Annotated in this window: 20 protein-coding genes; 6 read left to right on the forward strand and 14 right to left on the reverse strand. The window is 65.8% G+C overall.

Annotation, left to right across the window (positions count from 1 at the left end):
- Positions 1-106: 106 nt before the first annotated feature.
- From GF399_10950 to GF399_10970, 5 genes are all read right to left on the reverse strand, one after another.
- Complete coding sequence (locus GF399_10950; GenBank protein MBD3400829.1) at positions 107-811, reverse strand: hypothetical protein; 705 nt, start codon at positions 809-811, stop codon at positions 107-109.
- Between the two features lie 10 nt (positions 812-821).
- Positions 822-1208 (reverse strand): hypothetical protein, encoded by a 387-nt coding sequence (locus GF399_10955; GenBank protein ID MBD3400830.1) that lies wholly within the window; start codon positions 1206-1208, stop codon positions 822-824.
- 376 nt (positions 1209-1584) lie between these two features.
- Positions 1585-2838 carry a glutamate dehydrogenase gene (locus tag GF399_10960; GenBank protein ID MBD3400831.1) on the reverse strand — a complete coding sequence of 418 codons (1254 nt, stop codon included), beginning with the start codon at positions 2836-2838 and terminating at the stop codon, positions 1585-1587.
- 198 nt (positions 2839-3036) lie between these two features.
- Complete coding sequence (locus tag GF399_10965) at positions 3037-3711, reverse strand: peptidylprolyl isomerase (GenBank protein MBD3400832.1); 675 nt, start codon at positions 3709-3711, stop codon at positions 3037-3039.
- A gap of 234 nt (positions 3712-3945) precedes the next feature.
- Positions 3946-4554, reverse strand: a complete 609-nt coding sequence (locus GF399_10970) for a peptidylprolyl isomerase (GenBank protein ID MBD3400833.1) — start codon at positions 4552-4554, stop codon at positions 3946-3948.
- A gap of 200 nt (positions 4555-4754) precedes the next feature.
- Between GF399_10970 and GF399_10975 the strand changes: the two genes are divergently transcribed.
- Entirely contained in the window at positions 4755-6482 is a 1728-nt protein-coding gene (locus GF399_10975; GenBank protein ID MBD3400834.1) for an ABC transporter substrate-binding protein, read from the forward strand.
- Complete coding sequence (locus GF399_10980; protein MBD3400835.1) at positions 6451-6873, forward strand: hypothetical protein; 423 nt, start codon at positions 6451-6453, stop codon at positions 6871-6873. Before GF399_10975 ends, GF399_10980 begins: the two co-directional genes overlap by 32 nt.
- Positions 6874-7163: 290 nt before the next feature.
- Here the strand turns inward: GF399_10980 and GF399_10985 are convergent, their stop codons facing one another.
- The 5 genes from GF399_10985 to GF399_11005 all read right to left on the reverse strand — a co-directional run bounded on the left by GF399_10985 (position 7164) and on the right by GF399_11005 (position 15504).
- Positions 7164-7955, reverse strand: a complete 792-nt coding sequence (locus GF399_10985) for a hypothetical protein (GenBank protein ID MBD3400836.1) — start codon at positions 7953-7955, stop codon at positions 7164-7166.
- 160 nt (positions 7956-8115) lie between these two features.
- Entirely contained in the window at positions 8116-9948 is a 1833-nt protein-coding gene (gene glmS / locus GF399_10990; protein MBD3400837.1) for a glutamine--fructose-6-phosphate transaminase (isomerizing), read from the reverse strand.
- 73 nt (positions 9949-10021) lie between these two features.
- A complete protein-coding gene (locus GF399_10995; GenBank protein ID MBD3400838.1) occupies positions 10022-11896 on the reverse strand; it encodes a DUF2723 domain-containing protein in 1875 nt (624 codons plus the stop codon).
- Positions 11897-12107: 211 nt separating this feature from the next.
- On the reverse strand, positions 12108-12869 hold the full coding sequence (locus GF399_11000; protein ID MBD3400839.1) for a hypothetical protein: 762 nt from the start codon (positions 12867-12869) through the stop codon (positions 12108-12110).
- A gap of 28 nt (positions 12870-12897) precedes the next feature.
- On the reverse strand, positions 12898-15504 hold the full coding sequence (locus GF399_11005; protein MBD3400840.1) for a T9SS type A sorting domain-containing protein: 2607 nt from the start codon (positions 15502-15504) through the stop codon (positions 12898-12900).
- A gap of 843 nt (positions 15505-16347) precedes the next feature.
- Here GF399_11005 and GF399_11010 point away from each other — a divergent pair.
- The 3 genes from GF399_11010 (at position 16348) to GF399_11020 (ending at position 19360) form a co-directional block, all read left to right on the forward strand.
- Positions 16348-17109 carry a hypothetical protein gene (locus GF399_11010; protein MBD3400841.1) on the forward strand — a complete coding sequence of 254 codons (762 nt, stop codon included), beginning with the start codon at positions 16348-16350 and terminating at the stop codon, positions 17107-17109.
- 324 nt (positions 17110-17433) lie between these two features.
- Entirely contained in the window at positions 17434-18006 is a 573-nt protein-coding gene (locus GF399_11015) for a hypothetical protein (GenBank protein ID MBD3400842.1), read from the forward strand.
- Positions 17981-19360, forward strand: a complete 1380-nt coding sequence (locus GF399_11020; GenBank protein MBD3400843.1) for a hypothetical protein — start codon at positions 17981-17983, stop codon at positions 19358-19360. Before GF399_11015 ends, GF399_11020 begins: the two co-directional genes overlap by 26 nt.
- 289 nt (positions 19361-19649) lie before the next feature.
- Here the strand turns inward: GF399_11020 and GF399_11025 are convergent, their stop codons facing one another.
- Genes GF399_11025 through GF399_11035 form a run of 3 tightly spaced genes read right to left on the reverse strand, consistent with a single transcriptional unit; the run spans position 19650 to position 22913 of the window.
- Positions 19650-20765 carry an aminopeptidase gene (locus GF399_11025; GenBank protein ID MBD3400844.1) on the reverse strand — a complete coding sequence of 372 codons (1116 nt, stop codon included), beginning with the start codon at positions 20763-20765 and terminating at the stop codon, positions 19650-19652.
- Between the two features lie 40 nt (positions 20766-20805).
- The gene (locus GF399_11030; GenBank protein MBD3400845.1) at positions 20806-21873 is read right to left on the reverse strand and encodes a hypothetical protein; all 1068 of its coding nucleotides are present in this window, start codon (positions 21871-21873) and stop codon (positions 20806-20808) included.
- Complete coding sequence (locus GF399_11035; GenBank protein MBD3400846.1) at positions 21870-22913, reverse strand: hypothetical protein; 1044 nt, start codon at positions 22911-22913, stop codon at positions 21870-21872. The genes GF399_11030 and GF399_11035 overlap by 4 nt, the downstream gene beginning before the upstream one ends.
- A 163-nt stretch (positions 22914-23076) precedes the next feature.
- On the opposite strand from GF399_11035, the gene GF399_11040 reads away from it, so the two are divergent.
- Entirely contained in the window at positions 23077-23952 is an 876-nt protein-coding gene (locus tag GF399_11040) for an SDR family NAD(P)-dependent oxidoreductase (protein ID MBD3400847.1), read from the forward strand.
- Here GF399_11040 and thpR read toward each other — a convergent pair.
- The gene (gene thpR / locus GF399_11045) at positions 23910-24500 is read right to left on the reverse strand and encodes an RNA 2',3'-cyclic phosphodiesterase (GenBank protein ID MBD3400848.1); all 591 of its coding nucleotides are present in this window, start codon (positions 24498-24500) and stop codon (positions 23910-23912) included. The genes GF399_11040 and thpR overlap by 43 nt on opposite strands.
- Positions 24501-24573 lie beyond the last annotated feature (73 nt).

Below are 24573 nucleotides of genomic sequence, written 5' to 3' on the forward strand. Positions count from 1 at the left end.
GGATATCTCGACGCTGTAGACCCGCCCCTGCAGGGGCGGAGTTTTTTCATCCCACCCGGGGCCGCCTCGAATAAACGTTTTACCGCACGATAACGACTCGAAGCCGTTAGTCGCCCAGGGCCTTGATTTGTCCCCAGCTCGTCGGTTGGATGTCGACGTAGTCCGCCAGGTGGCAGGCGGCGTTGGCGATCAGCCGGAAGCCGTCGCCGGTCCAGAAGTGGTCATCGCTGGAGCTGTAGTTGATGCCACAGACGCTCTCGTCGGCGTTGAGGGCCACGCCGCCGGCGTCGGTGAAGTGGGCCAACTCGACGGCCCCGGGGCGCAGCTCCGTTTGCACCCGACCGTAAACGTTACCTACACCGTCCACGCCATCGAAGATTGTGTGGCCTGGATTGTCGATAATCAGATCTTGGTAGCCATGAAGATGTTCACCAGATGTACAACCATATGGGCTGTACTGGTCATCCCACCAACGTCCTGTTGGCGCATTAGCGAAGGGGCCTTTCAGCGAATAATAGATGCTGAGCACTTTCCCGCCTCCGTCGACATAATCGGCCAGCAGATCACCGAAGGCCACGGGGTCGCAGATCGAATGGAAACCGTCGTTCAGCGCGCAGTCGTAGAGCTGGAGCACAGACAGCGGTGGCAGGGTGTCCTGGATTGAGATACGGTAGACGGTGTCGAAGCGCGGATCATCGAGCAGGTAGCCGTACAGGTCGTCGAAGTAGTTGAAGCCGTTGACCAGCAACACCGCCGACAGGGCGTGGGCGCCGACGACCAGCGCCAGGAGAAACACGATCAGCCGTTTCATCGTCATCACCTCACTGGACCCAGCGCGATTGGTTTTGGATGTGCTCGGCCCACATTTCGTCCCAGGTGCCCCAGTCGTCGATCTTCATCTCGAGGACCATCTCAGCGTGGCCGTAATCCGGATACCCATCCGGGAAGACCTCCGGCCAAGCGCTGTGCTTGTACCAGTCCCAGTGGCAACCGTCGTTCGGATCACCGGGCCAGTAGTCGGGTTCATACTCGGGACCCTGGGTTTTACCCTGGGGATGGGGGAAGTTGTTGAAAACCATACCGTACAAACTGGGAGCCTGATCATCCAGTTCATATCTAGATAAGTCGTTGTTCCAGTTCCACCAGTGAATCGGCTGGACCGTGGTGTTGACCGTCTTGGCCCAGGCGATGGGGATCGCCTCGCCCACTTCGATGTAGGGATCATCGTCGGGGGTTACAACCAGGTAGTAGCAGTACTGGATCGGCGGATCAAGGTCGCGTCTCAGGTGGGGTTCATGGTCGTCGGGATTGGTCGGATCGTAATAACCGCGGTAGGCGGCCTCGCCCAGGATGTAATTCGATGGCGGCGGCGCTTACACTTGTCGTTACGAGAAGTACGGCCAGCAGGGCCGTTAGGGCTGCGGTTCACTTCATCTCGCCTCCTTGGTTGGGGTTTTGGCTTGTGAACGTTAAAATTAAACTAGCACAAAACGGCCGCCCCGGCAAGGACGCCCGTCATATTCATAATAGAAAAGCGGGGACCGGGTGGTCCCCGCTTCGACTAAGATGCACTCTTGGTAATGTCTAGGGATAGATGCCCCGCAGTTCGGTCGCCCGGGCGACGCGCTGGATGGCGAACCAGTAGGCGGCGTCGCGCAGGCAGATGCTCTTCTCCTCGGCCAGGGCCCAGACGCGGTCCAGGTTGCGGTCCATGATGCTGTCGAGCTTGGCGTTGACTTCTTTCTCGTCCCAGAAGAAGAACTGCAGGCCCTGGACCCACTCGAAGTAGCTGACGATGACGCCGCCGGCGTTGGCGAGGAAGTCGGGGATGACGATGACGCCGTTGTCGTAGAGGATCTGGTCGGCCTCGGGGGTGGTGGGGCCGTTGGCGCCCTCGGAGACCAGCTTGGCCTTGACGCGGGGGGCGATGGACTCGGTCAGTTGATTCTGCAGGGCGCAGGGGCAGAGCACGTCGCAGTCGAGGGTCAGCAGCTCCTCGTTGGTGATCTTGTCGCCCTCGAGCATGTTGCAGACGCTCTCTTCGGGGTTCATCGCCCGTTCCTTGCCCTTGGTCGGATCGAGGCCCCTGGGGTTGTAGATGCCGCCGTAGTAGTCGGACAGGCCGACGACGGTGCAGCCGACCTCATGGAACAGGCGGGCGGCCCAGTAGCCGACGTTGCCGAAGCCCTGAATGGCGATGCGGGCGCCCCGGGGCTCGAGGCCCTGCTTCTTCATCGCGTTCATGGCGGCGACGAAGACGCCGCGGCCGGTGGCGGCGGTGCGGCCCTCGGAGCCGCCCAGGGAGAGGGGCTTGCCGGTGACCACGCCCAGGGTGGTCTTGCCGACGTTCATCGAGTAGGTGTCCATGAACCAGCTCATGATCTGGCCGTCGGTGTTCATGTCGGGGGCGGGGATGTCCTTCTCGGGTCCGATCAGGGGCTGGATCTCGGAGAAGAAGCGCCGGGAGAGGCGTTCGAGCTCGCCGGCGGAGAGCTGGTGGACGTCGACGTGGATGCCGCCCTTGCCGCCGCCGTAGGGGATGCCGGCCAGGGAGCATTTCCAGGTCATCCAGGTGGCCAGGGCCTGGACCTCGTCCAGGGTGACGTCGAGGGAGTAGCGGATACCGCCCTTGGCGGGTCCGCAGGCGGTGTTGTGCTGGCAGCGGTAACCCTTGAAGGTTCTGATCGTGCCGTCGTCCATACGGACGGGCACGTTGACGGAGAGGGTGCGGACGGGCTCACGCAGCACGTTGCGATAGCTTTGGTCGAGCTGCATCATCTCGGCGACCTTGTCGAACTCGCGCTGCGCCTGCCGTAGTGCACTGTATTCTTCGGCCATCGGTCCTCCTGTAGACGGGGCCGGGGTTTGTCTCGGGGGCTCAGCCGGGGCCGGGTCGTGTTGGTGTGGGCCGCGGCGCCACCGAGGTTATGGTAGCTGATTGTGAAAAATATGTCAAGCGATTACGCTCGACATAAGTTGCCTAACATCATGCTGTTGTGGAAGGCGAGCAAAATAGGTTGGGGAGTTTTTCCCCGCTTAGCCGCCGAGGTCGATCTCCGGCGCCGTCAGCGGCGGCTGGACCGGTCGGGTGGAGAGGCGACCGCTGCCGGCCCGCTCGAGGAACTCGCCGTAGGTCAGCAACTCGACGTCTTCGATCAGGGTGTTGGGGCGGATGGCGAAGCAGACCTCCATCCCGGCCACAACCTGGCCGAAAACGACGTAGTCGCCGTCCAGTCCGGGCAGCGGAGCCAGGCAGATATAGAACTGGCTGCCGGCGGAGTCGGGTTCCCGGGCCCGGGCCATGCCCACAGCACCCTCCAGGTGGGGCAGCGTCGCGTTCTCGAAGTCGATGGTGTAGCCGGGACCGCCGGTGCCGGCCTGCTCCGTGTTCCACTGGGGGCAGCCGGCCTGGATCACGCCGCCGGGCTCGACGCGGTGGAAGCCGATGCCGTCGTAGAAATCGTCCTCGGCCAGCTCGATGAAATTGCCGACGGTTTCCGGGTTGACGGCCTCGTGGAGCAGCAGGTGAATGTCGCCGCGCTCGGTGACCAGGCGGGCCACCGGGGTTTCGGCGGCGGCGGGGGGAACGAGGCACTCGGCGCTCGCGGCGCCCGTCTCAGCGCTTATCTCGGCGGCTTCCTCACTGCAGCCGGCGGTCAGGACGGCCGCTACGGCCAGCACGGCCAGGGTGAACAAGGGGAGGGTCTTCATCGGCTAACCACCTGGTCGGGATTGGACAATGTCTATCAGCAAATGACGATCAAAGCTCGGGGCGCTGCTGCGGCGGGAGGGCGTTAGCTCTACTCCGGCAGAGTCGCTCCCGGCGCACCGCTCGGACCACGGGTGCGACTGACGTTTCCGTCCACTGCGACTCACTCCAAGGCCGGACGCCGACGCCGGGCTGGCGCAGCGACGACCCTCTATCTGCGGTAATCAGACTATGGTTCACTCATCAGCCCGCAACGGGCGAATGCCCAGGGGATCCTCGACCTCGCGGTTCTGGGCCCGTTCTTTGAACTCGGTCCAGCTCAGCAGCTCGACATCCTCGATGATCGTTCCGGCCTCGACGGCGTGAACGACCTCCATCCCGGCGACGACGCTGCCGAAGACGACGTAGTCGCCGTCGAGATGAAAGCGCGGTGCCAGACAGACGTAGAACTGGCTGCCGGCGGAGTCGGGCTGCGGCGCCCGGGCCATGCCCACGGCGCCCTCGAGGTGGGACAAGTCGGCGCTCTCGAACTCGATGGTGTAGCCGGGACCGCCGGTGCCGGCCATCTCCGTGTCCCACAGCGGGCAGCCGGCCTGGATGACGTGGCCGGGCACAACACGGTGGAAGCCGATGCCGTCGTAGAAGTCCTTCTCGGCCAGATTGATGAAATTGGCCACGGTGGCCGGGTTGACCTCGTCATGGAGCAGGATGTAGAAGCTGCCCCGCTCCGTGTGCACAGCGGCGACGGATGAATCCACCCGGGCGGCGGGTAGCAGCTCGTCGGCGGCGAAGGCGGCCGTGGTCAGACAGACCAGGCAGATCAAACTAAGCGTCAAACGGCGCATGGCTCCTCCCCGAACACTGGTCATGGCTTCACCGACAACCCGATTGTAGCACAGCCGAGCGGTGTTGCTAACCACCGCTTTGACCAGCGCGGCGGGCTCAAGGTATAATCGCAGTCCTTAAACTGGAGCGAAAATACCGTAGCCCGTCGATCGACATTAACGTAGATCCAGAACCGGCACGGTTCTCTGGGAGGACAGCCTTGCGCTTCCGTATCATGGTTTTCCTGACGGCGATCAGCCTGGCGGCCCTGGTGCTGCCGGCCTGCCAACCCACCGACAACGGCGACGTCCCCGAGCGCGCCCGCGAGCACTTCGAGCGCGCCAACGCCGCCTACCAAGCCGGCGACTATGAAGGCGCCCTCAGCGGCTTCGGCGCCGTGGTCCAGGCCTACCCGGAGACACGGATCTTTCCCCTGGCCCTCTACCGGTTGGCCTACTCCGAGTTCCAACTGGGCCGCTACCGTGAGGCGGCCGGGCACTTCGCCCGCTTCCTCAAGGACTGCCCCGATCACGAACTCGAAGACGACGCGCGGCTGCTCTACGCCCGCGCCCTCAGCGAGCAGGGCAAGTATTTCGAGGCCGCCCAGAGCCTGGGGCTGCTGGCCGCCGATCCCGACGGCCGCTTCTTCGACGTCGCCCTGGAGAGCTTCGAGGAACACTTCGCCGTGTTGACCACCCAGGAGAAGCGCACTCTGCTGGACGAGTTCTCCACCAGCTATCTGGGCGCCTACCTGTTCTTCACCCTGGGCGCAGAGGCCTACGAAAACGGCGACCTGGAGAGCGCCGCCCTCTACCTGCGCCGCCTCGAGGAGCACCCCCTCGAGACGCGCTACCGCGCCGAGGGCCGGGCACTGCTAACCGAGGTTTTGGCAGCCCTCGAGAAGCGGCCCAAGGTCGTCGGTTGCCTGGTGCCCCTCTCCGGCGACTGGCAATCCTACGGCAACGAGGTCCGGACCGCCGTCGAGCTGGCCGCCGCCCGCTACAACGCCGGTCACCCCCAACCCATCGAGGTCGTCGTCGCCGACAGCCGGGGCACCGTCGAGGGCGCCCGCCAGGCCCTGCGCAGCCTGGCCGAGGAGTCCCAGGCCGTCGCCGTCATCGGCCCGCTGTCCTCGACGGCCTTCACCGGTTGTCTAGAGCTGGCCGAAAGCTACGACCTGCCCCTGTTCACCCCGGCGGCCACCGATCCCGGACTGGCCGCCCGCTCGGATTACGCCTTCCGCAACGCCCTGACCTACCTCAACCAGTGCGAGACCCTGGCCGAATTCTGCAGCGAGCGGCTCGGCCTCGGCCGTTTCGGCATCCTCTACGAAGACACCGCCTACGGCGAGGGGATGCGCTCGACCTTCGTCGAGGTCGCCCCGGATTACGACATCGAGATCATCGTCCAGGAGAGCTACCCCCTCGAAGCCAAAAGCTACGTCGAGCAGTGCAAGGCCTTCCGCCGCCAGGGCCTGGACGCCGTCTTCATTCCCGGTCATCAACCCCAACTGACCGAGCTGGCCAGCCAGATCGTCTTCCTCGGTATCGTCGCCGAACTCATCGGCGGCAACGGCTGGAACGCCGAATCCGTCACCCGGATGGGGATGCGCTACGTCGAGGGCGCCATCTTCTGCGACGCCCTCTACCTGCGCTCCAGAGATGCCGACGTCCAGTCCTTCATCGCCGGTTTCCGCAGCCGGTTGGGGCTCGATCCCGGCTTCCTCGGCGCCCACGCCTACGACACCTTCGGCATCCTGGCCAGGGTAATCGCAGGCGGCGCCCGCACCCGGACCGAGGTCACCGCCGCCCTCCACGAGGTCCGCGACTACCCCGGCATCATCGGACCCACTTCCATCGACGCCGACGGCGAGGCCCACAAACCGCTGACCATCCTGACCATCGTCGAGAACGAGATTGTCGAATTCGGCACCAGCTTCGGTTACTAGAACCTGGCCCGGAGCGGGCTGGCGCCTGGCTTCCGCCGCCGTCTTCCTCGCTGGCTTGGCCGGACTGTGGCTGCTCTCCTCCCAGAGTTCCCTGCCCCAGCCGCCGCCCCTGCTCCGAGGTCTGGATAAGCTGCAGCACGCCCTGGCCTACAGCCTCCTCGGCCTGAGCGCCCAGACGGCCCTCGGGGTGCGCCACCACTCCTGGAGCACCTGGCTGGCCGTCGCCCTCGTCGTCGCCTACGCCGTTGTCGATGAGCTGCACCAGGGAAGCGTCCCCGGCCGCGACGCCTCCGCTTTCGACGCCCTGGCCGACGCCGGCGGAGCCTGCGTCGGCTGCGCCCTCGGTCGCTGGTGGGCCGAGCGGCGCCGCGAAAAAACACGATCTCGCTGAAACAGCACTGTACAAAATACTAAAACGGGACCCAATGGGTCCCCTTCTGCTACGACGTTCTATCTAGAACGGTCGGCGGAAGACCTTTGATCAGCACCCGGACGACTCGGCATCAGACCACCGACCAAGCGCGCCGGAACTGGCACGGTTTTTGCTTTATCGGCGCCGCTTGCCGCTTGGTCCTGCGGCAAGCGGCGCCTCCGCAAAAACCGTGCCAGTTCCGGCGTCCGGCGGCGTTCAGTCGCCGCCGGGCGGGTTGTTTCAAAGGTCTTCCGCCGCGGGTGTTTCGGCTAGCGCAGCCTGACCCAAGGCGGCAGGTCGTCCTCTTCACGCTTGCGCAGCCGCTCGCGCTGTCGTTGGACCTCCGCCTCGTCGAGTTCCTGGTCGTCGACGACGGGGGGCTTGGCCCGTCCGGCGTCGAGGTCGTCGAAGTAACCGTCGTGCTGGCTCAGTCGTCGTTGGTGCTGGGCGATCAGCTCGTGCCAGCGGCGTTGTTTGCGGCGCTCGTTGCGGACGAAGTAGAAGACGGAGAAGGCGATCAGGCCCTGGAAGAGGTGGCTGAGGGTCTGCCAGAGGGTGCCCTGGACGAGGATCCGTTCCAGAGGAAGCTCGCTGAAGGACCAGAGCCAGATAGTGCCCAGCAGTTCGGCGGCGGCCAGGCCGAGGATCAGGCCGACCAGCCAGCGCCGGGCGGAGGGTTCGACCTCCCAGTCGGCGTGTTGGAGAACGGCCCCGGCGACGGCGGCCATCACCAGGGGCGCCAGGTAGTATCCGCCGGCGGGTGAGAAGAGGAGGTCCAACCCGGCGTGTTCGGGCGGGTAGAGGGAGGTGCCGAGGAGCCCGAGAGCCAGACCGACGGTGGTGGCGCTGAGGGCCCAGGGCAGGGGCAGAAACAGAACGGATAAACAGGCCATCGCCGCGGCCAGACTGGTGTAGGCCGGTACGCCGGCCATCTCCTTGGTGGTCAGGCCGCCGAGGAAGATCATCCCGGCGAGGGCGACGGCCACCAGGACGCACTGTCGGGGCGGGCGTCCGCGGTAGAAGACGGCCTTTTCCGTATGCTGGGGGAGGGTGTCGGTCATCGTGGGCGGGGTGATTGTTCGGAGGTGAGGGCGGTTGGAGATAACGCAAAACCGGGGTTGGCCTCGGGGCGGCCCCTCCGGTTTGCTGATGCGGCGGCTGAGCGTCACGGGGTCGGTGGGACGGCCGGGAACGGGTCGGTTTGCTGCCGTCGCCGGCCGGTTACTCCACGGTGACGCTCTTGGCCAGGTTGCGCGGGCGGTCGACGTCGCAGCCGCGCAGCACGGCGATGTGGTAGCTCAGCAGTTGGAGCGGGATCACTGTCACCAGGGGCGAGAGCTCTTCGCGCACCGGCGGGATATGGATAACGTGGTCGGCGACCTTGGCGACCTCGTCGTCGCCTTCGGTGGCCACGCAGATGATCCGACCGCCCCGGGCGCGGACCTCGGCGACGTTGCTCATCGTCTTCTGGTAGGTCGGTCCCTGGGTGGTCAGGGCGACCACGGGGGTGTCGGCCTCGATCAGGGCCAGGGGTCCGTGCTTGAGCTCACCGGCGGGGTAGCCGGTGGCGTGGATGTAGGAGATTTCCTTGAGCTTGAGGGCGCCCTCGAGGGCGGTGGGATAGTTGTAGCCCCGGCCGATGAAGAAGAAGTCCTTGGCCTGGAAGAACTCCTTGGCCAGCCGGCGGATCTGTCCGTCGAGCTCCAGGGTCCGGCGGATCAGCTCGGGCACCCGCTCCAGCTCGGTGAGCACCTCACGGACGGTTTCATCGTCGATGGCGTATTTGAGCCGACCCCAGAGCATGGCCAGCAGGATCAGGGCCACCAGCTCGGCGGTATAGGCCTTGGTCGAGGCCACGCCGATCTCCGGCCCGGCGTAAAGATGGACGACGGCGTCGGACTCACGATCGATGGTCGAGCCCTCGACGTTGACCAGGGAGAGGACCTTGATGAACTTGCTCTTGGCCTCCCGGATGCCGGCCAGGGTGTCGGCGGTCTCGCCGGACTGGCTGATGGCCATCACCAGGGTGTCGCCGCCGAGGACGGGGTTGCGGTAGCGGAACTCGCTGGAGACGTCGACCTCGACGTGGAGACGGACGAACTGTTCGAGCAGGTACTTGCCCACCAGACCGGCGTGCCAACTGGTGCCCGCAGCCTGGATGACCACCCGGGCGACGCTGTTGAGCTGCTGACGGCTCAGGTGGAGGTTGCTGAAGGCGATGTCCCGGTGATTGGCGAGGCGGCTCAGGCAGACGTTCTCGATGATGTCGGGCTGCTCGTGGATCTCCTTGAGCATGAAGTGGGGGTAGTCGCCCTTGTCCATGTCCTGCTCGCCGAGCTTGATCCGCCGCTCGGTGAACTCGACCGGCTCACCCTCGTGATCGACGATCTCGACGGCTCCCCGGGTCAGCTTGACCACTTGGCCGTCCTCGACGAAGACCACGCGCTTGGTGAAGCGCAGCAGGGCGTTGGTGTCCGAGGCGAGGAAGTTCTCGTCCTTCCCCAGCCCGATGACCAATGGCGGTCCCTGACGGATGGCGTAGATGGTTTCGGGGAAGCGTTCGCTGATGACCGCCAGGGCGAAGTAGCCCTCGAGGCGGTTGTAGGTGGCCAGCAAGGCCCGGATCGGCGCCAGGCCGTCGGCCAGGTAGTCGGCCAGCAGGTGGGCGATGACCTCGGAGTCGGTGTCGCTCTTGAAGATGTGTCCGCCCGTTTCCAGCTCGTCGCGCAGTTGGAGGTAGTTCTCGATGACTCCGTTGTGGACGATGGCCAGGTGTTCGCCACCGTCGGTATGGGGGTGGGCGTTGAGGTCCGAAGGTTCGCCGTGGGTGGCCCAGCGGGTGTGGCCGATACCGATGGTGCCCGACAGCGGCAGGTTGGCCAGGCGGTCGGAAAGCTGGCGCAGCTTACCGACGCGCTTGCGTACCCCGAGCTCGCCCTGGTGAATGGTGGCGATCCCGGCGGAATCATAACCCCGATACTCGAGCTTCTCCAGGCCCACCATCAGAACGGACTGGGCGTCCTTGGGGCCGACGTAGCCGACGATGCCGCACATATATTGTGGAACCTCCTGGATGAACGGCGACGGCTGATTATAACATCCGTTCTCGGCGCTGTAGAGGTCGGATTCAGCCGCCGCTTAGTTCGCTGAGCAACCGGGCGGCCCGGGCCCGGACCTCGGCCTCGCCGAAGCCCTCGAGGGCGGTACTCAGTTCGGCGGCGGCCTCGCGGCGCCGGTCCTGTTGGATCAGGGCCAGGGCCAGATCAAAACGGGCGCTGGGCCACCAGGGATCCAGCTCGACGGCCCGGCGGAAGCGCGCCTCGGCGGCGGCGGGGTCACGTTCGAGCAGATACAATCCCAGGGCCAGATGGGCGTGGGGTGATAGATCGGCAGCGGCGACGGCGCGTTCCAGCAGACGCGCTTCGAGCTCCCCGTCCAGCCGCCGCGGAGCGCTCTCCAGGCGGGCCAGCAGGTAGCGTACTTCAACCTCGGCGGCCAGGTAGCCCTCACCGGTCACCCGTGTCAGATACGGGGTAACCTCAGCCGGGGTTGCCGGATAGAGATAGCCGTAGCCGAAGCGCTCGACGGGGGGCGCCGGTAATCCGGTGGGTGGATCGGCGAAATAGATCGCGGCGCCGCTGCGCAGGCGCTCCTCCAGTTGACGCCGACGGACGGGGTGCAGGATGAAGCCGCCCTCGTCGGCGACGCCAATGTCGGGGCGCCGGTCGCGCACGAAATGCGCCTCCAACAGCGGGAAAGCCAGGTCGCCGTTGAAGAAGGCCGCGCCGTCAGCCGGGACGGCACGCAGCAGGTTGTCGCCGTGTGGCCGAACGATATCCTGATGCGCTGGACCGTAGAGCAACGCGCCGCCGACCAGCAGGGCCAGACCGGGGGCGGCGGCGAGGACGTGGCTCCAGGGTAGCGCTCGTTTCTTCTCCAGCCGGTCGAGCAGCCATTCCAGCCCCCGACCGAGGGCCAGGACGGCCAGGAACAGCAGCAGGGCGCCGGCGGGCAGCAGGAAGACCTCGAGGTCGTAAGCGGCGTAGCCGGCGGCCCAGGTGAAGTCCAGCAGGACGACCAGCAGCAGGCCGCAGCTCAACAGCCGCTCCCGTCGCCAGGCTACGACCGCCCCGCCGACGGCGGTCACGATCAGGTACGCAGGCCACTGCTCCAGCAGGTAACGACCCAGCCGGGCGGCGTTGTGCCAGTACTGCCCGCCGCCGACGCCCCAGAAATCGCCGTAGCTCCCCCCGCCGACGACGTGCAGCAGGTTGGGCAGGCTGTCGGGCCGGAACCATGCCAGGGCTGGGGCGGTCGAACTCCGCAGCGGCAGGTAGAGGAAGACGGACAGCCCCAACAGGAAGGCCGTCAGCCACAGGGCGTAGAAGCGCAGCGGCGGGTGCGCTGTCCGGGCGAAGCGCACCACGGCGTAAAGCACCAGGGGCGCGAAGGCCGCCAGGGTCAACTGGTGCCCCAGGGCCAGGGCGAAGACCAGGGCCAGGGTCAGCGGCCGGGTCTGATCCACCTCGTCCAGCAGACAGCGCGACAAGGCCCACAGCAGGGCGGCCAGCCCCAGCAGCGCCGGACCGTAGACCTCCGCCCGCGCGGCGTGCTGGATGAACAGGCGTGAACCCGCCAGGGCCAAGGCGCCGCCGAAGGCCACGGCGGGGCGTTCGCTGAAGCGCCGCAGTGTCAGATAAAACAGCACCGTCGCAGCTCCGACGCTCAACAGGCTCAGCCAGCGCAGACCCACCAGACCGTCCCCCACGACGGCGCCCGCCAGACGACCCAGCTGCAGATACAGCGGATAGCCCGGCGGATGGGCCGTTCCCAACATCCGGGCCGCCGCCGCCAGCTCCGGACCGTCGCCCAGCGCGAAACCGGTGGGTGTGGCCAGAATGTAAACCGCGACGGCCAGCAGACCGGCGGTCAGGGCCGTCGCGCCGTCGCGCCGTCCGTGAGGAACGGGGGAAGCGTCGTTGCTGATCGTCATGAGGGACATCTTCTATCGACTGAGCGGCGGTTCAAGGCGGCGAGTTCACTACGACGGCGCTCCCGCCCGACGAGCAAGCGTTCCCGTCGTCACACGGTAAGGTCGTTGCGGCACCTGCGGTTTCTTAACCCTGCTCCGAGCCGAGCGGCAGTTGATAACCATCTTGAAGAGAGGGAGACCCGGGTCGGGTCTCCCTCGATCGTTACGACAACCCGGCGGTCTAGTAGGGGTAGTCGCCCGGGTAGTCGAGCATATCCGGAGCCGGCGGATCCATGTTGAGCAGCCGGTTGACTTCGTCGTTGACGTCGGCGCGGTCGCCGGCGTTGAAGTCACCGCTTTCGCCGTTACGGACCCGGCAGGCGTTGATGTGCTCTTCGGCGCCGTCCAGGGCGTCGTCATCGGCGAGGGTGGAGTCCTTGATGTAGGCCAGGGCGCAGAACAGGCGGGCGTGCCAGGTGGCCAGGGTGTAGGTGTCGCCGTCCTTCATGTACCAGTTGAAGTAGTTCCAGTCGAAGGGGGCGTCACCGTTCTCGGAGTCGGTATCGTAGTCGATGGCCTGCTCGAAGTCGAGGATGGCCATCGAGTAGTCCTGGGCCAGGTAGTTGGTCATCGCGGCGCCGACGAAGGCGTCCATGTAGAAACGGAAGAACAGGTTGCGGTATGCCGTCGAATCCTGGTCCAGCGGATCGCCGACGGTTTGCTTGCCATAGGCGAAGTTGACGAAGGCACCGTCAAGGTCGTCACGGGAGAGGGCGGACCAGCCGAGGCCGTTCCAGCCGTTGGGATAACCGGGATCGACGGCCAGGGCTTCGTTGAAGTTCTCCTGGGCGCTGGTGTACTCGTTGTCCTGCAGATCGAGCCAACCGGCGTCGCAGTACTCCTCTGGGCTGGCCGGAACCGGGACGGTGGGCTCTTCGCATCCCACCAGGGAAACGATGAGCACGAACAGGGCGATCCCGACAAACAGGTGTTTACCTTTCACAGGGAAATCCTCCTTCAATGCATGGCCTCTAGCGGACCAGAACCATCCGCCGCGTAGCGCTGTTGGATTCCGTTTCGAGCTTGTAGAAGTAAACGCCGGGCTCGGCCAGCCGACCGGCGGTGGTGCAGCCGTTCCAGCTGATGTCGTGACGACCGGCGGGAAGGGTTTCGTCGACCAGGGTGGTCACCAGTCGACCGGAGATATCGTAAACGTCGAGGCGGACGGTACCGCTCTGCTCCAGGGAGAAGCCGATGGTGGTCCGGTCGCCGGCGACGTAGGGGTTGGGGTAGTTCTGTTCGAGGGCGAAGACGGGCCGCGGGTCGTGACCGATCTCGTCGATCTCGACGTACTCGGTGTAGCCGACGGCGTAGAGTCCGAACTCGTCGACGGCGGCATAGACCTCGTCGGCCTGGCGGTCGAACTGGGCGGCGACGCGATTCCAGCGCTCGCTGTTAACGTCGAAGCGGTAGAGGCCCAGCAGGTCCTCGTTGTCCACACCGCGGTCGGAGTAGGCCAGCCGCAGGGTCGCACTGCCGGTCAGTACGCCGGAGCCGGAGAGATCGTAGGCCCGACCGACGACGTGGAGACCCAGGCGGCCCGTCTCGGCGGTTTCACCGCGGGCGGGCGCGCCGGGGCGGCGACTGACGGCGCGGCTCAGCGCCGGGGCGGCGGCGTGATCGCCGGAGGTCGGCGCGTTCCGCAGGGCGCGGCTCTCCAGCAAACCGCCGCTGACGTCGGGCCGCATCAGCACGGTCACCCGGCCGCCGGTGTAGGCGTCGGCGGGGATTTCCAACACGGCGTTGTCCTCGTCACCGACGGCGCCGCCGTCCTCGTCGATGTCGGCGGTGGCCAGGAAGCCCGAGTAGCTCATCTCGGTTACATTGCCTACCAGGTCGGCGGCGGTGACGGAGACGTCGGCGGTACCGTAGAAGCCCGTGGGGAGCACCCACTGGGCGGTGTAAACGGCCAGGCCGTCGTCCCATTCATCGAAGGAGACGTCGCCCTGCTGGTTGCCGTTGACGGTGAAGCGGTGCAGTTCGCCGTCTTCGTCGGTGAAGTCGATGTCGTAGCGCGGGCAGCAGAAGAGGTATTCGTTGGGCGTGGCGATGAACTCGAAGTGGGTGTTGAAGCCCGGGGCCCGGGCCAGGCAGAGGGCGCCGCCGTCGGCGGGCTCGAAGCTCGGCGGGGTGGTGTCGCCGCTGGAGTCCTGCCAGAGCCGGTATTGGAAGCCCAGGTTGTCGCCCTCGTCGACGATCAGGTGGGGAATGAAGGCGATGTTGTCGTAGGTCGAGGCGTCGCTGACACGGACGATACCCTTGTCGGCGAAAGCCGCCATGGCCGTTTGGCTCGGATCGTCGGTCTGGGAAGAGTGAACCGTATCTTCGTCGGCCATCAGGACGTAGAGCCCGTCCCAGTACTTGGTGGCCTCGGGGTTGTCGGTGTAGGCCTTGAAGGCGAAGACGACGTCGTCGAGGGAGCCGAGATCCAGCGCGTGGACGTAGACGGCGCCGAGTCCGTCGGGCGGGTTGTAGTCGGCGACGAAATCGACCTGGACGCCCGAGGCGATGTCGGCGCCCGTCCATTCACGGGTGTCGACGGGGTCGTTGTAGTTGACCTCGGGGTAGGCGACGGCGTCGTCGCCCTCGGCCGGGTTGTCGTCGTCGTAGTAATAGTAGCCGAAGTTGTTGTCCCCGTTGCCGCCGCGCTGGGCCGAACGCAGGTTGGTGAACCAGTTCCAGCGGGCGTATTCGGTATAGGCGGCGGCCAGACCCGTGGTGACGGGGTCGTAGGGGCCGCCGAAGGCGTCGACCCACAACTCGTGGATGAAAGCGTTGAAGTTCAAGTCCTCGGCGGCGGTGCGCTTGGCGTAGCCCAGCCAGAGTAGTTGGATGACGTCGCTGTAGCCGCCGTCGGCGACCAGTTGACCCAGAGCGTCGTTTTGCCGGGCCAGGGAGTCTAGATACATCGCGAACAGCGGGGAGGTGTCCGAGGTCATCGCTTCGTCGGGATGGATCAGGTAGTCGGTGACTGAGCCTTCCTGGTAATCGTTGACGTTGGGATAGAGCTGTTCGGCCACCCAGGTCGCCGACTTGGCGACGAAGTGGGAGCTTTCATCGTAGTCGATACCGTAGAAGATTGACTTGGCGACGGCTTCGGCGACGGCGGTGCGGATGATGCCGATGTCGTCGAAGGGCTCGCGGGTGAAGCCGATGTAGGTGGCGGCGTCATCCTCGACGGTGTCGTCGTAGGTCAGCTCGGGGGCGGTGAAGTAGTAGTCGGCGCCGTAGGCGACGTCGACGGCCTGGATGTAGACGTCGATTCTCTCGTCGCCGCCGTAATCATAGCCCGAGGGGTACCAGTCACCGTCGCGCAGCGGTTCGTCCCAACCGTCGCCGACCAGGGAATCCAGGCAGTACTCCAGGTAATCCCCCAGGGTCTCCAGGCGGTCGGGTACATCATCGCCGTCGTCGTCGACGGGGTCGGTTATCTGATGCTGACCGGCCGTGGTCCACCAGATGCGGAAGTTGGTGGTGTCGTAGCTGAAGATGGTCTGATCGGGCGAGTCATAGCCTCGGGCGGCGAAAGCGCTCAAGGCGGCGAGTAGAATGATGGCGACTAACAAACGAACACGCATCTTTTTCCCCTTTCAAGGCAGCGAGTGAAACGGGAAATAAAAGTCGGCGTCGGCACGGGTTGCGGCGTGGTACTGCTACGGTTCGCCGTCCCCGGGAAACGGACTGCACTGACTTCTTTAACTAACTACCTTTGACTAACTTTCTTGACGGACTTCTTTCATTTGCTTCTTTCACTCATTTCTTTCACCTATTTCCTTTACCTGTTTCCTTTACCTGTTTCCTTCACCGATTTCATTGACCTTTTTCCTCGATTCGATTGACCCGATTCGTTTGACCCGATTTGACTGACCCGATTCGTTTGGCCCGATTTGACTGACCCGATTTCGAGTAGTGCTGTCGACCAGCTAAAACTGTTGAAGAAAACGTTGTTGTTGCGGCTGGCAGACGCCGCTGAGCCGATAAGCAAGTAGTCGTTTAATGCAACCCGGTTTAATGCAACCCGGCCGGGTTCAGACTGCGGGCGGCCCGCCGATCAAACCCTCGACCGGCCCGGACTACGACACCGAGCGCCGTTGAACGCCGCGGCCGCCGGGTGAACGGCTGGGAACGTCTTAACCGTTTTTAACCGTTTGTGTACATTATAACTGCAAAGCTGATTTTAGCATCCAGCTTATGGTGCGTCAACCAGAAAAGGCTTCCGAGCGCTGTTTATTCAACTGTTGTTTTGTGGTACGATACGGCGAGCGGCTAATACTCCGGTGCCGGGCGACCACCTGTTCCGCGCCTGACAGCACTGCGCCGGACTCGTGTGGGGGCGGACATCCGCTAAGGAACCAAGCGACGGACCGCCGATCGTCGTTTCGACAACAAGCCCTTGACAAGTCTCTATTGAGGAGTTTCCGATGAACAAGTCGCGTCTTATCGGCGCCCTGGCCCTGGCTCTGCTGACCGCCCTGCTGGCGGGCTGCGGCGGTGGCGTGGTCAACAAGGACCTGGAATGCGCGGGGGACTACGAACTCGTCGCCGCCGACGGCGAAGCCCTGCACTACCTGCTGGACGGCTGGAGCATCCGCATCATAAAACATGACGCCGGCTACTTCCTCGTCGAATGGCTGGAGAACGTCGACGGCAAACTACAGCCGATCGACGGCCCCGACGGCAACCCCTGGCAGGACGCCGGCATCGGCTTCGGCGAAGACCTGCTGGCCATCGGCTCCATCGACGGCCCGATGGTGATGGTCATGCGCGTCGGCGACGGCGCCATGAGCGGCTTCTACGCCGTCTACGGCGAGGACGAGGTCCACCCCGTCAACGCCGTCGGCGACGGCGAGAACTTCCCCGAGCCGCCAAAGCTCGAAGTACTCGATCAGGACGGCGTCTTCGACGTCCGCGGCGATAACCCGCCACCCCAGGAAGACACCTATTACGAAGGCGTCTTCCGCCTGGAAAGCCACGACAAGGTCATCTACAATCAGCAGCAGATCACCACCGGCTACCTCGAACAGGAACCCTTCGACGGCGTCGGCCTGGTGGCCGAAGGCACCCTCGTCCTGGTCACCGGTCCCTACCTGGCCGTCTACGGCGGCGGCGACGGCGACTGGGAAGGCATGTGGGTCGAACCCGGCAACGAGAAACTGGCCGACGAAGAGCTGCACCTGCAGTAACCGCTGATACCGTGCCACGGGTCGGCTGCCAGAGCCGGCCCGTGGCGTATAGCACGCCGCCGGGAAACCCCGGAAAAACCACCCATACACTCCACATACGCTACCGGGCTACGCCGCAACCGGCACGGTTTTTGCGGAGGCGGAGCTTGCCGAACGCCCAAGCGCCGCCGAGATGCAAAAACCGTGCCGGTTGCGGCGGTGATAACGTTGTGCATTAGAGAACACAGTTCGTTTTTTCGGGGTTTCCCGACGAGACGGCGCCTTGTCGCCCGCGCCGTTCAGCAGGTATAATGAGCTGCATCAGCGATTGGCGAAAGGAGAGCGGTGGATCCCAACACATTACGCTTGCGGCGCGTACTCTGGCTACTGGGCGAGTTGATCGGCCCCGAAGAGCCCGACGGCCCCAAGCGGTTCGCGCGGGAGAGCTCCGTTCACACCCTCTTTTTCGTCGCCAGCAAAACCCGACTACTGCCCTACGACACCGCCCCCGTGCTGCACCTCTGGCACGGCGACACCCGCTACGTCCAGCTCTCTCAGGAGGGAATCGAGGACCTGGTCGAGCTGGAGCGCCGGGTGCTGATCCAGCGCCTCGAACTGGCCGGGATGGATCACGACCTGCTGTCGGCTTTCCGGGTGACCACAAAGGGCCGGCGGGAGGCGTTGAAGCTCGACGGTAACGAACGCGACGAGCTGACGCCCCTGGTGCGCTGCGACTGCGGCGGCCGGCTGGAATACAAAACCTCGCGGACGGCGGCCTGGACGGTATGCCCCAAGTGCCGTCGCCGCGTGGAGATACCCTGCTTGGACTTTCCGGCGGTGCCCTATGTCAGCCGAGCCCGCTTCTGCGAACTCCTTCACCTGGAGTACAAGGTTGAACGAAAGCCTCAAAGCCAATAACTCTCCCGAAACCGATGAGTTGCTGTTCGCCGGCGGCGATGTCACCTTGGTCATCGGCGAGTGGGTGCCCTTCGGCGCCAACTACATCGACCTCTTCCACCAGAAGATCCGCCCGGGCTATGCCCCGACGGGCAGCACTTTCCTGGCCGAGGAACGCAGCGACGCCGCCGATTCCACCCTGTTCGAGATCCACCGGCCGCCGACGGAGCTGGTGATCCGCGACAGCGAGCGCGGTCGCCGGATCGCCTTTTCGGCCCGGCTGGGCTACCTGGAGACCGGCGGAGACGAGCAGGAGGAATGGGTCGGCGTCAAGCTCGATGTCTTCGGTCGTGCCTTCTACTGCGCCGACCTGGCCTCGGTCAACGGTTGCGAAGACCGCCTGTCCCTCGATTCCCTCGCCCCGGTGACGGCGGACCTGGTCCACGACACCTCGCTGATGATGACCTCCCTGCTGACCAGCGCCCAGAACCGCTTCCTCGAGCTGATCCACCGCGGGATGGTCAACGACCGCGACAAGTACATCGCTCTGCTGGCCGACCATCTTTATCGTCGGGGCGATGACGAGCCCCTGGGCGTCGATTACGACCCGTTGGCCTACGCCGACAGCCGGGCCGAGCTGGCCCAACTGCTGGGCGAGATCCACGGCGCCGCCCGCCTCGACGACGACGCCCTCCTCGTCTGGGGCCGCAGCGGCACCCTGCTGTTCAGCCCCCACTGGCGGCGCTACGAGCGGGCGTTGACCACCTACGGTTACATACATTCGCTGACCGACGCCGTTGATAACCTGTTCCACGGTACCGCGGCCAACGACGAGCTGATCCGCTCTCTCAAGCGCCGGATCATCGCCGGCGAGATCACCGAGGCCAGCGCCGTGCGTCAGGAGATCAACCACCTCTCCGAGGACATCACCACCTACGAGGTCATCTGCAACCTGCTGCGCGCCGCCGTCGGCTCGCTGCAGCAGGCGATGGACATGCAACTCGACAGCTTGACGCCCCAGCAGCGCGAGATCTACGACAACTTGGAACTCGATGAGCGTCTCGAGCTGTTGACCCGCAAGATCGCCGACATCGTTCCGACGATCGAGGCCCTCGAGCTCTCCCTCCAGGGGATGATCAGCCTGGTCGGCACTCTGCAGGAGGAGGAGACCGACCGGCTGAACAAGGTCATGCAGTTCCTCACCGTGGTGACCACGGTGGCCGTGCCGGTGACGGTGATCACCGGCTGGTACGGGATGAACTTCCGCTTCATGCCCGAGCTGAACTGGCCGGGGAGCTACTTCGTCGTCATCGGGGTCACCGTGGCCGTCGTCATCGGCCTGCTGTTCCTGTTCAAGCGCAAGAAGTGGTTCTAGAGCCCGGCGACTTATCGTACAGACGGGGGCTCATCGAGCCCCCGTCCTGCTCCATAAAAAACGCAACGATCCTATCGCGTGCCGCCCTCCCGGGGGAGGGCGGCTTGCCGGAACTGGCACGGTTTTTGCAAAGGCGACGCTTGCCGACGCTGCAAGCGTCGCCGCGATGCAAAAACCGTGCCAGTTCCGGCCCGGCAAGGGTCGGTGTTGACGCGCGCAGGCGCGTCTCTTTGTTGTCGGGCCCTGACGGTGGTGGCTTCGGTGTTTCGCTTGGGGCTGGACAGCTCCGTCAGAACTTGATTGGTTTGACGAAGCGGCCGTTCTCGTAGAAGGTTTCGCCGTCGGCGGTGTAGCGTCCGCCGTCTTTGAGGTCGCAGAGCATGTCCCAGTGGATGACGCTCTTGTTGACGCCGCCGGAATCGGGGATCGAGCGCCCCAGGGCCACGTGGCAGGTGCCGCCGATTTTCTCGTCGAAGAGCATGTTCTTGCTGAAGTGTTTGATGTTGTAGTTGGTGCCGATGGCCACCTCGCCGACGTAGCGCGCGCCCTCGTCGGTGTCCAGTACGCTGTGGAGGAACTCCTCGCCTTTGTCGGCGGCGGCGTCGACGACCTTGCCGTCCTTGAACTCCAGGCGGACGTTCTGGACCTCGTGTCCCAGGTGGATGGCGGGGAAGCTGTAGGTGATGTGACCGTTGACGGAGTCTTCGAGTGGTCCGGTGAAGACCTCGCCGTCGGGCATATTATGGCGGCCGTCGCAGTTGACCCAGGTGCGGCCCGCGGCGCAGTAGCTCAGGTCGGTGCCCGGCGCGGTGACGCGGAAGTCCTTGTGCTCGCCGAGGTAGGCGCAGATCTTCTCCTGGATGTCGTGGACCTCGCGCCAGGCGGCGACGGGGTCTTCCTCGTTGAGCTTGCAGGCTTCCATGACGAACTCCCAGTACTCGGCCAGGCTCATCTCGGCGTCCTGGGCGCCGGAGTGGGTGGGGAACTGGCAGAGGCTCCAGGAGAGCTCGCCGGCGGCCTCGCGCTTCTGGTAGATTTCGAGCAGCTCGGCCGAGGCGCGCTGGGCGATCTGCATCTTCTGCTTATCGACGTTGGTCAGGGCCTTGGAGTTGTAACCGGCGCGGATGTTGAGGAAGCGGTCGGTGGTTTGGAAGCGGGTGCGCACGGCCGGGCTGATGTACTTGAGCTGTTCCTCGGAGGATTCGTTGATCCGGATCTCGTTGAGGCCGGGGAGGCCGATATTGAAGGAAGGGTGGGCGCCGACCTTGACGACGGCGCGGCAGCAGGCTCCCACCAGGTCCTCGGCCAGGGGCGAGGCGTTGATCATGACCTCGTGACCGGGTTCGGTCTCCAGGGAGTACTCGACGATCAGGCGGGCCAGTTTATCCAGACGGGGGTCGTACATGGCTGGGCTCCTTGGGTTAAGCGCTGTGAACGGGCGGAGGCTAGTCCGAAGCCGGGGGTAGACGGAAGATGAAACGGGCGCCGCCGCCGGGGGGTGTTTCGTGGCGCAGCTCACCGCCGGTGGCGCGGACTGCCTGAGCGGCCAGGAACAGGCCCAGTCCGGTGCCGTCTTCCTTGGTGGTGAAGAAGGGTTCGAAGAGATGTTCCCGGTTCGCGGGTCCGACACCGGGTCCGTCGTCGGCGACGGCCAGCTCGATCATTGCGCCGACGGTGCGCAGTTCTGCGATCACCCGGTTGCGGGCGGCCTCCAGGGCGTTGACCAGGACGTTGACGACGGCCTGGCGCAGGGCGTCGCAGGAGCCGTGGACGGGCAGTTCCTCGTCGGGCAGATCGAGTTCCAGCCTCAGGTTCCGGGCGCGGCCGGCGACTTCGTCGGCGGCCCGGCGGCAGAGGTTGACGAAGTCGAAGCGTCGACGCTCGCCGCCGCCGCGAGCCTCGCCCAACAGACGGCGCACGGCCTCGTCGGCCCGTTCGACCTCGGCGACGATGATCTCGAGGGCCTCGCGGTCTTCGGCGGGCAGTGCAGCGGCGTTGATGGTCTGGGCGGTGAGCTTGATGGCGGCCAGCGGGTTGCGTAGTTCGTGGGCCACGCCGCCGGCCAGACGGCCGACGGTCTCCAAGCGCTCCAGGCGGGCGGCCCGTTCGCGCAGCTCGACGAGTTCGGCCAGCTCGGCGTTGGCGACGGCCAGTTGGTCGGCCAGGTCCTCGGCCTGGCGGCCGCGACGGCGGTGGTAGTCGCTTGAGAGCCCCAGGGTCCAGCCGAAGAGGTTGACGACTAACAATTCGGCGATGTCGCCCCAGACGAAGACATCGAGCTCGCCCCAGTAGACGAGGAGCTGGGGCGCCAGGGCCGCGGTGCCCACGGCCGCGGTCAGCGCTCCGCCCAGCAAACCGAAACGCCAGGCGGCCAGCAGCACGGGAGCCACCAGCAGCTTGGACCAGAGAGTGTCCCAGCCGTCGATCAGGTAGGCGCCGAGGATGACCACCGCCAGGCCCGTCAGCGCCAGGGCGCCGAGGACGTAGTCCGCCGTGGTCGGACGGCCTTTCACTGACCGCCGTCGCCTTCGATGTCCCAGGTGAAGGTGACGTCGTGCTCGGGATGACCGGTGTAGTAGGCCCGGAACAGCTCGACGGACCAGGAGCCGCCGCCGTAGCCGCCGGCGGCGCTGACGTCGGCGCTGCTGTCCGTGGTCTGGTGCAGGACGTACCCGGGTATCTCACCGCCCTCCAGCCACTCGGCGTCGGGCTGGAAAGCGACGGCCTCCTCGGCGAGGAGGTAGGAGGCGTTGGCGTTGGGGTCGCTCTGATGCTGGAAGAGGGGCAGGCCCTCCGTCGAACGGTTGAGTTGGGCCGATCCCCGTCCTGGATCGAGGATGAAACCCGCCGGGGACAGGTAGCTGTCGTTGCATTGTTGACGCGGGTTGGTTCGGCCGGCGCCCCAGAACCAGACGTCGAGCAGCCGGCTGCCCGCGGTGGCGTGGCGAGCACCGCCGTGACAGGTGGCGGTGCAGCCCTCGTCGGGGAACTCCGGGTAGGTGTCGGCGATCATCCAGAAGAAGGCCAGTTTGTCCTCGGGCGGGGGCTCGCCCTCAGCGTCCGGATTGCCGTTCTCATCGTAGGTGTTGAACCATTGATCGTTGTCCAGGACCCAGCGCCCGGGGTCGTCGCTCTTGGTCGACGAGGGGTCCAGCCAGCTGACCAGGAAATAGACGCCTTCGGTGTCGTAGACGCACTTGACGCTGGCCACGTCGATGCCGCAGCCGCCGTTGACCGGCTCGAGGACCAGCACGCTGGCCTCGGCTTCGCCCCAGGCGTCGTCACCGGTCTGGCCGTCGATGACGGGGGGGTCGAGGACGCGAACCGCGGCCACCGTCGCCGGCTGGACGGTGCCGCCGAAGTCGAGCTTGACGACCGGGGCGATGTCGTGGGCCGTCCAGGAGGCGTCGGTCAGCGCCAGGGCGAAATAGGTGTCGTCGGGGTAGGTCTCCTCGAAGGGTTCGGTGGCGGAATCGCAGGCGCCCAGCATTCCCAGGCTCACGATGACGCAAACCGCCGTCGCCGCCGAAATCGGTATTCTGTTTTTCAACATGGTTACCCCGCTGCGTTCGTTGTTCACCGCTCAATGACTTGTCAATCCGCCATCCATTATAGCCCAGAAAACCCCGCCGGGAAAGGCCCCGATTGCGATGAACCGCGGCGATGTGCTAATCTCTTCCTTTCCGGGCGATCACCGGAGACGGCCGAGGGGGATGATGACCGAGCGCCGGGTGCTGATCACGGGAACCTCGACGGGCATCGGCGAGGCCGCCGCGCGGCTGCTGGCCGAGCGCGGCTGGCGCGTCTACGCCGGGGTGCGCCGGGAGGCCGACGCCGAAAGCTGGCGGGCGGCCGGACTTGCCGGCCTGAGTCCGCTGTTCTGCGACGTCACCGACCAGGAGCAGATCCGCGCCGCCGTCGCGACGATCGCCGCCGAGGGCGGCGGGCTCGACGCCTTGGTCAACAACGCCGGCGTCAGCGCCGCCGGTCCGCTGGAGTACCTGGAGCCCGCCGAGCTGTGCCGGGTGCTCGAGGTCAACGTCGTCGGTCAGCAGGCGCTGACCCGGGCCTGTTTGCCGTTGCTGCGCCGCAACCGGGGGCGGATCGTCTTCATCGGCTCGGTCTCCGGCCGGACGGCCATGCCCCTCGTCGGCGCCTACTGCATGAGCAAGTACGCCCTGGAGGCCCTGGCCGATGCCTGGCGAGTGGAGCTGCGCCCCTGGGAGGTTGGGGTGATCCTGCTGGAGCCCGGACCGATCGCCACGCCGATCTGGGACAAGGTGGCCGCCGAGCGAACGCGCCGCCTGAGCGAGCTGGACTCTGAGGCCCTCGAACGCTACGGTCCGCTGATGGAGGCCGTTTTCCGCCGGGTCGTCGAGGGCGCCCGCCGGGCGACCGAGCCCCCGGCCGTCGCCCGGGTCATCGAGCGGGCCCTGACCCGTCGCCGTCCCCGGGCGCGCTACGTCGTCGGCCGCGGCGCCCGCGGCAGCGTGCTGACCGGACGTCTCCCCGACCGCCTGCGCGACTGGCTGATCTGCCGGGTCCTCGGTCACGACGCCCCGCCGAGGGGCACCTCGGCCAACGGCACATAACGTGCCGGACCGCTGCCCAGGCGGCTCTCGAACAGCGTCAGCGCCGCGCAGCTCCAGCGACCGAAGCTCTCCCCGGCGAAGCGTTCCAGTAGACGCGGCAGCTCCCGGGGCCGTCCGCGACGCACCCGGGCCAGGGTGGCGTGGGGGGTGAACCTCCGTCGGTCGGCCGCGAAACCCAGGGGCTTCAATTCAGCTTCGACGGCCTGATGCAGACGGGCCAGGCCCTCGTCGCCCGCCGCGACCGCGGCGTACAGCACCCGGGGCGGCCGGCGGCCGCCGGGCAGCGCCCCCAGCCCGGTCAGCTTGATCTCGAAGGGCCGCACCTGCAGCGCCGACCGCTCCAGGGCCGCCTTCAGCTCCGGCAGCAAGCCCGCCTCGACCTCACCGAGAAACTTGAGCGTCAGGTGGACGTTGCCCGCCGGCACCCAACGCCAGGCGCGGTCTTCGGCGGCGCGACGAACCGCGGTCAGGGCGTCGGCGAGCGCGCCGGGCAACTCACAAGCCACGAAGGTGCGCATCTGCAGCCTTTCCGTTGTCGGCGGCGTCATGGTCTGGAACCGGTGAGGACCGTTGAGCGCGCCGTCCGCTTCTCGTTGCGATCGCGGCGGTTACGGCCGCGGC

This window comes from Candidatus Coatesbacteria bacterium (assembly GCA_014728225.1).
Taxonomy (GTDB): Bacteria; RBG-13-66-14; RBG-13-66-14; order RBG-13-66-14; family RBG-13-66-14; genus WJLX01.

Bases quoted from the DNA above. Each gene is read 5' to 3' on its own strand.
- GF399_10995 (MBD3400838.1), bottom strand. From the start codon at position 11,896: ATGTCCCTCATGACGATCAGCAACGACGCTTCCCCCGTTCCTCACGGA.
- glmS (MBD3400837.1), bottom strand. From the start codon at position 9,948: ATGTGCGGCATCGTCGGCTACGTCGGCCCCAAGGACGCCCAGTCCGTT.
- GF399_11035 (MBD3400846.1), bottom strand. From the start codon at position 22,913: ATGTTGAAAAACAGAATACCGATTTCGGCGGCGACGGCGGTTTGCGTC.
- thpR (MBD3400848.1), bottom strand. From the start codon at position 24,500: ATGACGCCGCCGACAACGGAAAGGCTGCAGATGCGCACCTTCGTGGCT.
- GF399_10970 (MBD3400833.1), bottom strand. From the start codon at position 4,554: ATGCGCCGTTTGACGCTTAGTTTGATCTGCCTGGTCTGTCTGACCACG.
- GF399_10985 (MBD3400836.1), bottom strand. From the start codon at position 7,955: ATGACCGACACCCTCCCCCAGCATACGGAAAAGGCCGTCTTCTACCGC.
- GF399_10960 (MBD3400831.1), bottom strand. From the start codon at position 2,838: ATGGCCGAAGAATACAGTGCACTACGGCAGGCGCAGCGCGAGTTCGAC.
- GF399_11010 (MBD3400841.1), top strand. From the start codon at position 16,348: ATGAACAAGTCGCGTCTTATCGGCGCCCTGGCCCTGGCTCTGCTGACC.
- GF399_10950 (MBD3400829.1), bottom strand. From the start codon at position 811: ATGAAACGGCTGATCGTGTTTCTCCTGGCGCTGGTCGTCGGCGCCCAC.
- GF399_11005 (MBD3400840.1), bottom strand. From the start codon at position 15,504: ATGCGTGTTCGTTTGTTAGTCGCCATCATTCTACTCGCCGCCTTGAGC.
- GF399_10965 (MBD3400832.1), bottom strand. From the start codon at position 3,711: ATGAAGACCCTCCCCTTGTTCACCCTGGCCGTGCTGGCCGTAGCGGCC.
- GF399_11025 (MBD3400844.1), bottom strand. From the start codon at position 20,765: ATGTACGACCCCCGTCTGGATAAACTGGCCCGCCTGATCGTCGAGTAC.
- GF399_11040 (MBD3400847.1), top strand. From the start codon at position 23,077: ATGACCGAGCGCCGGGTGCTGATCACGGGAACCTCGACGGGCATCGGC.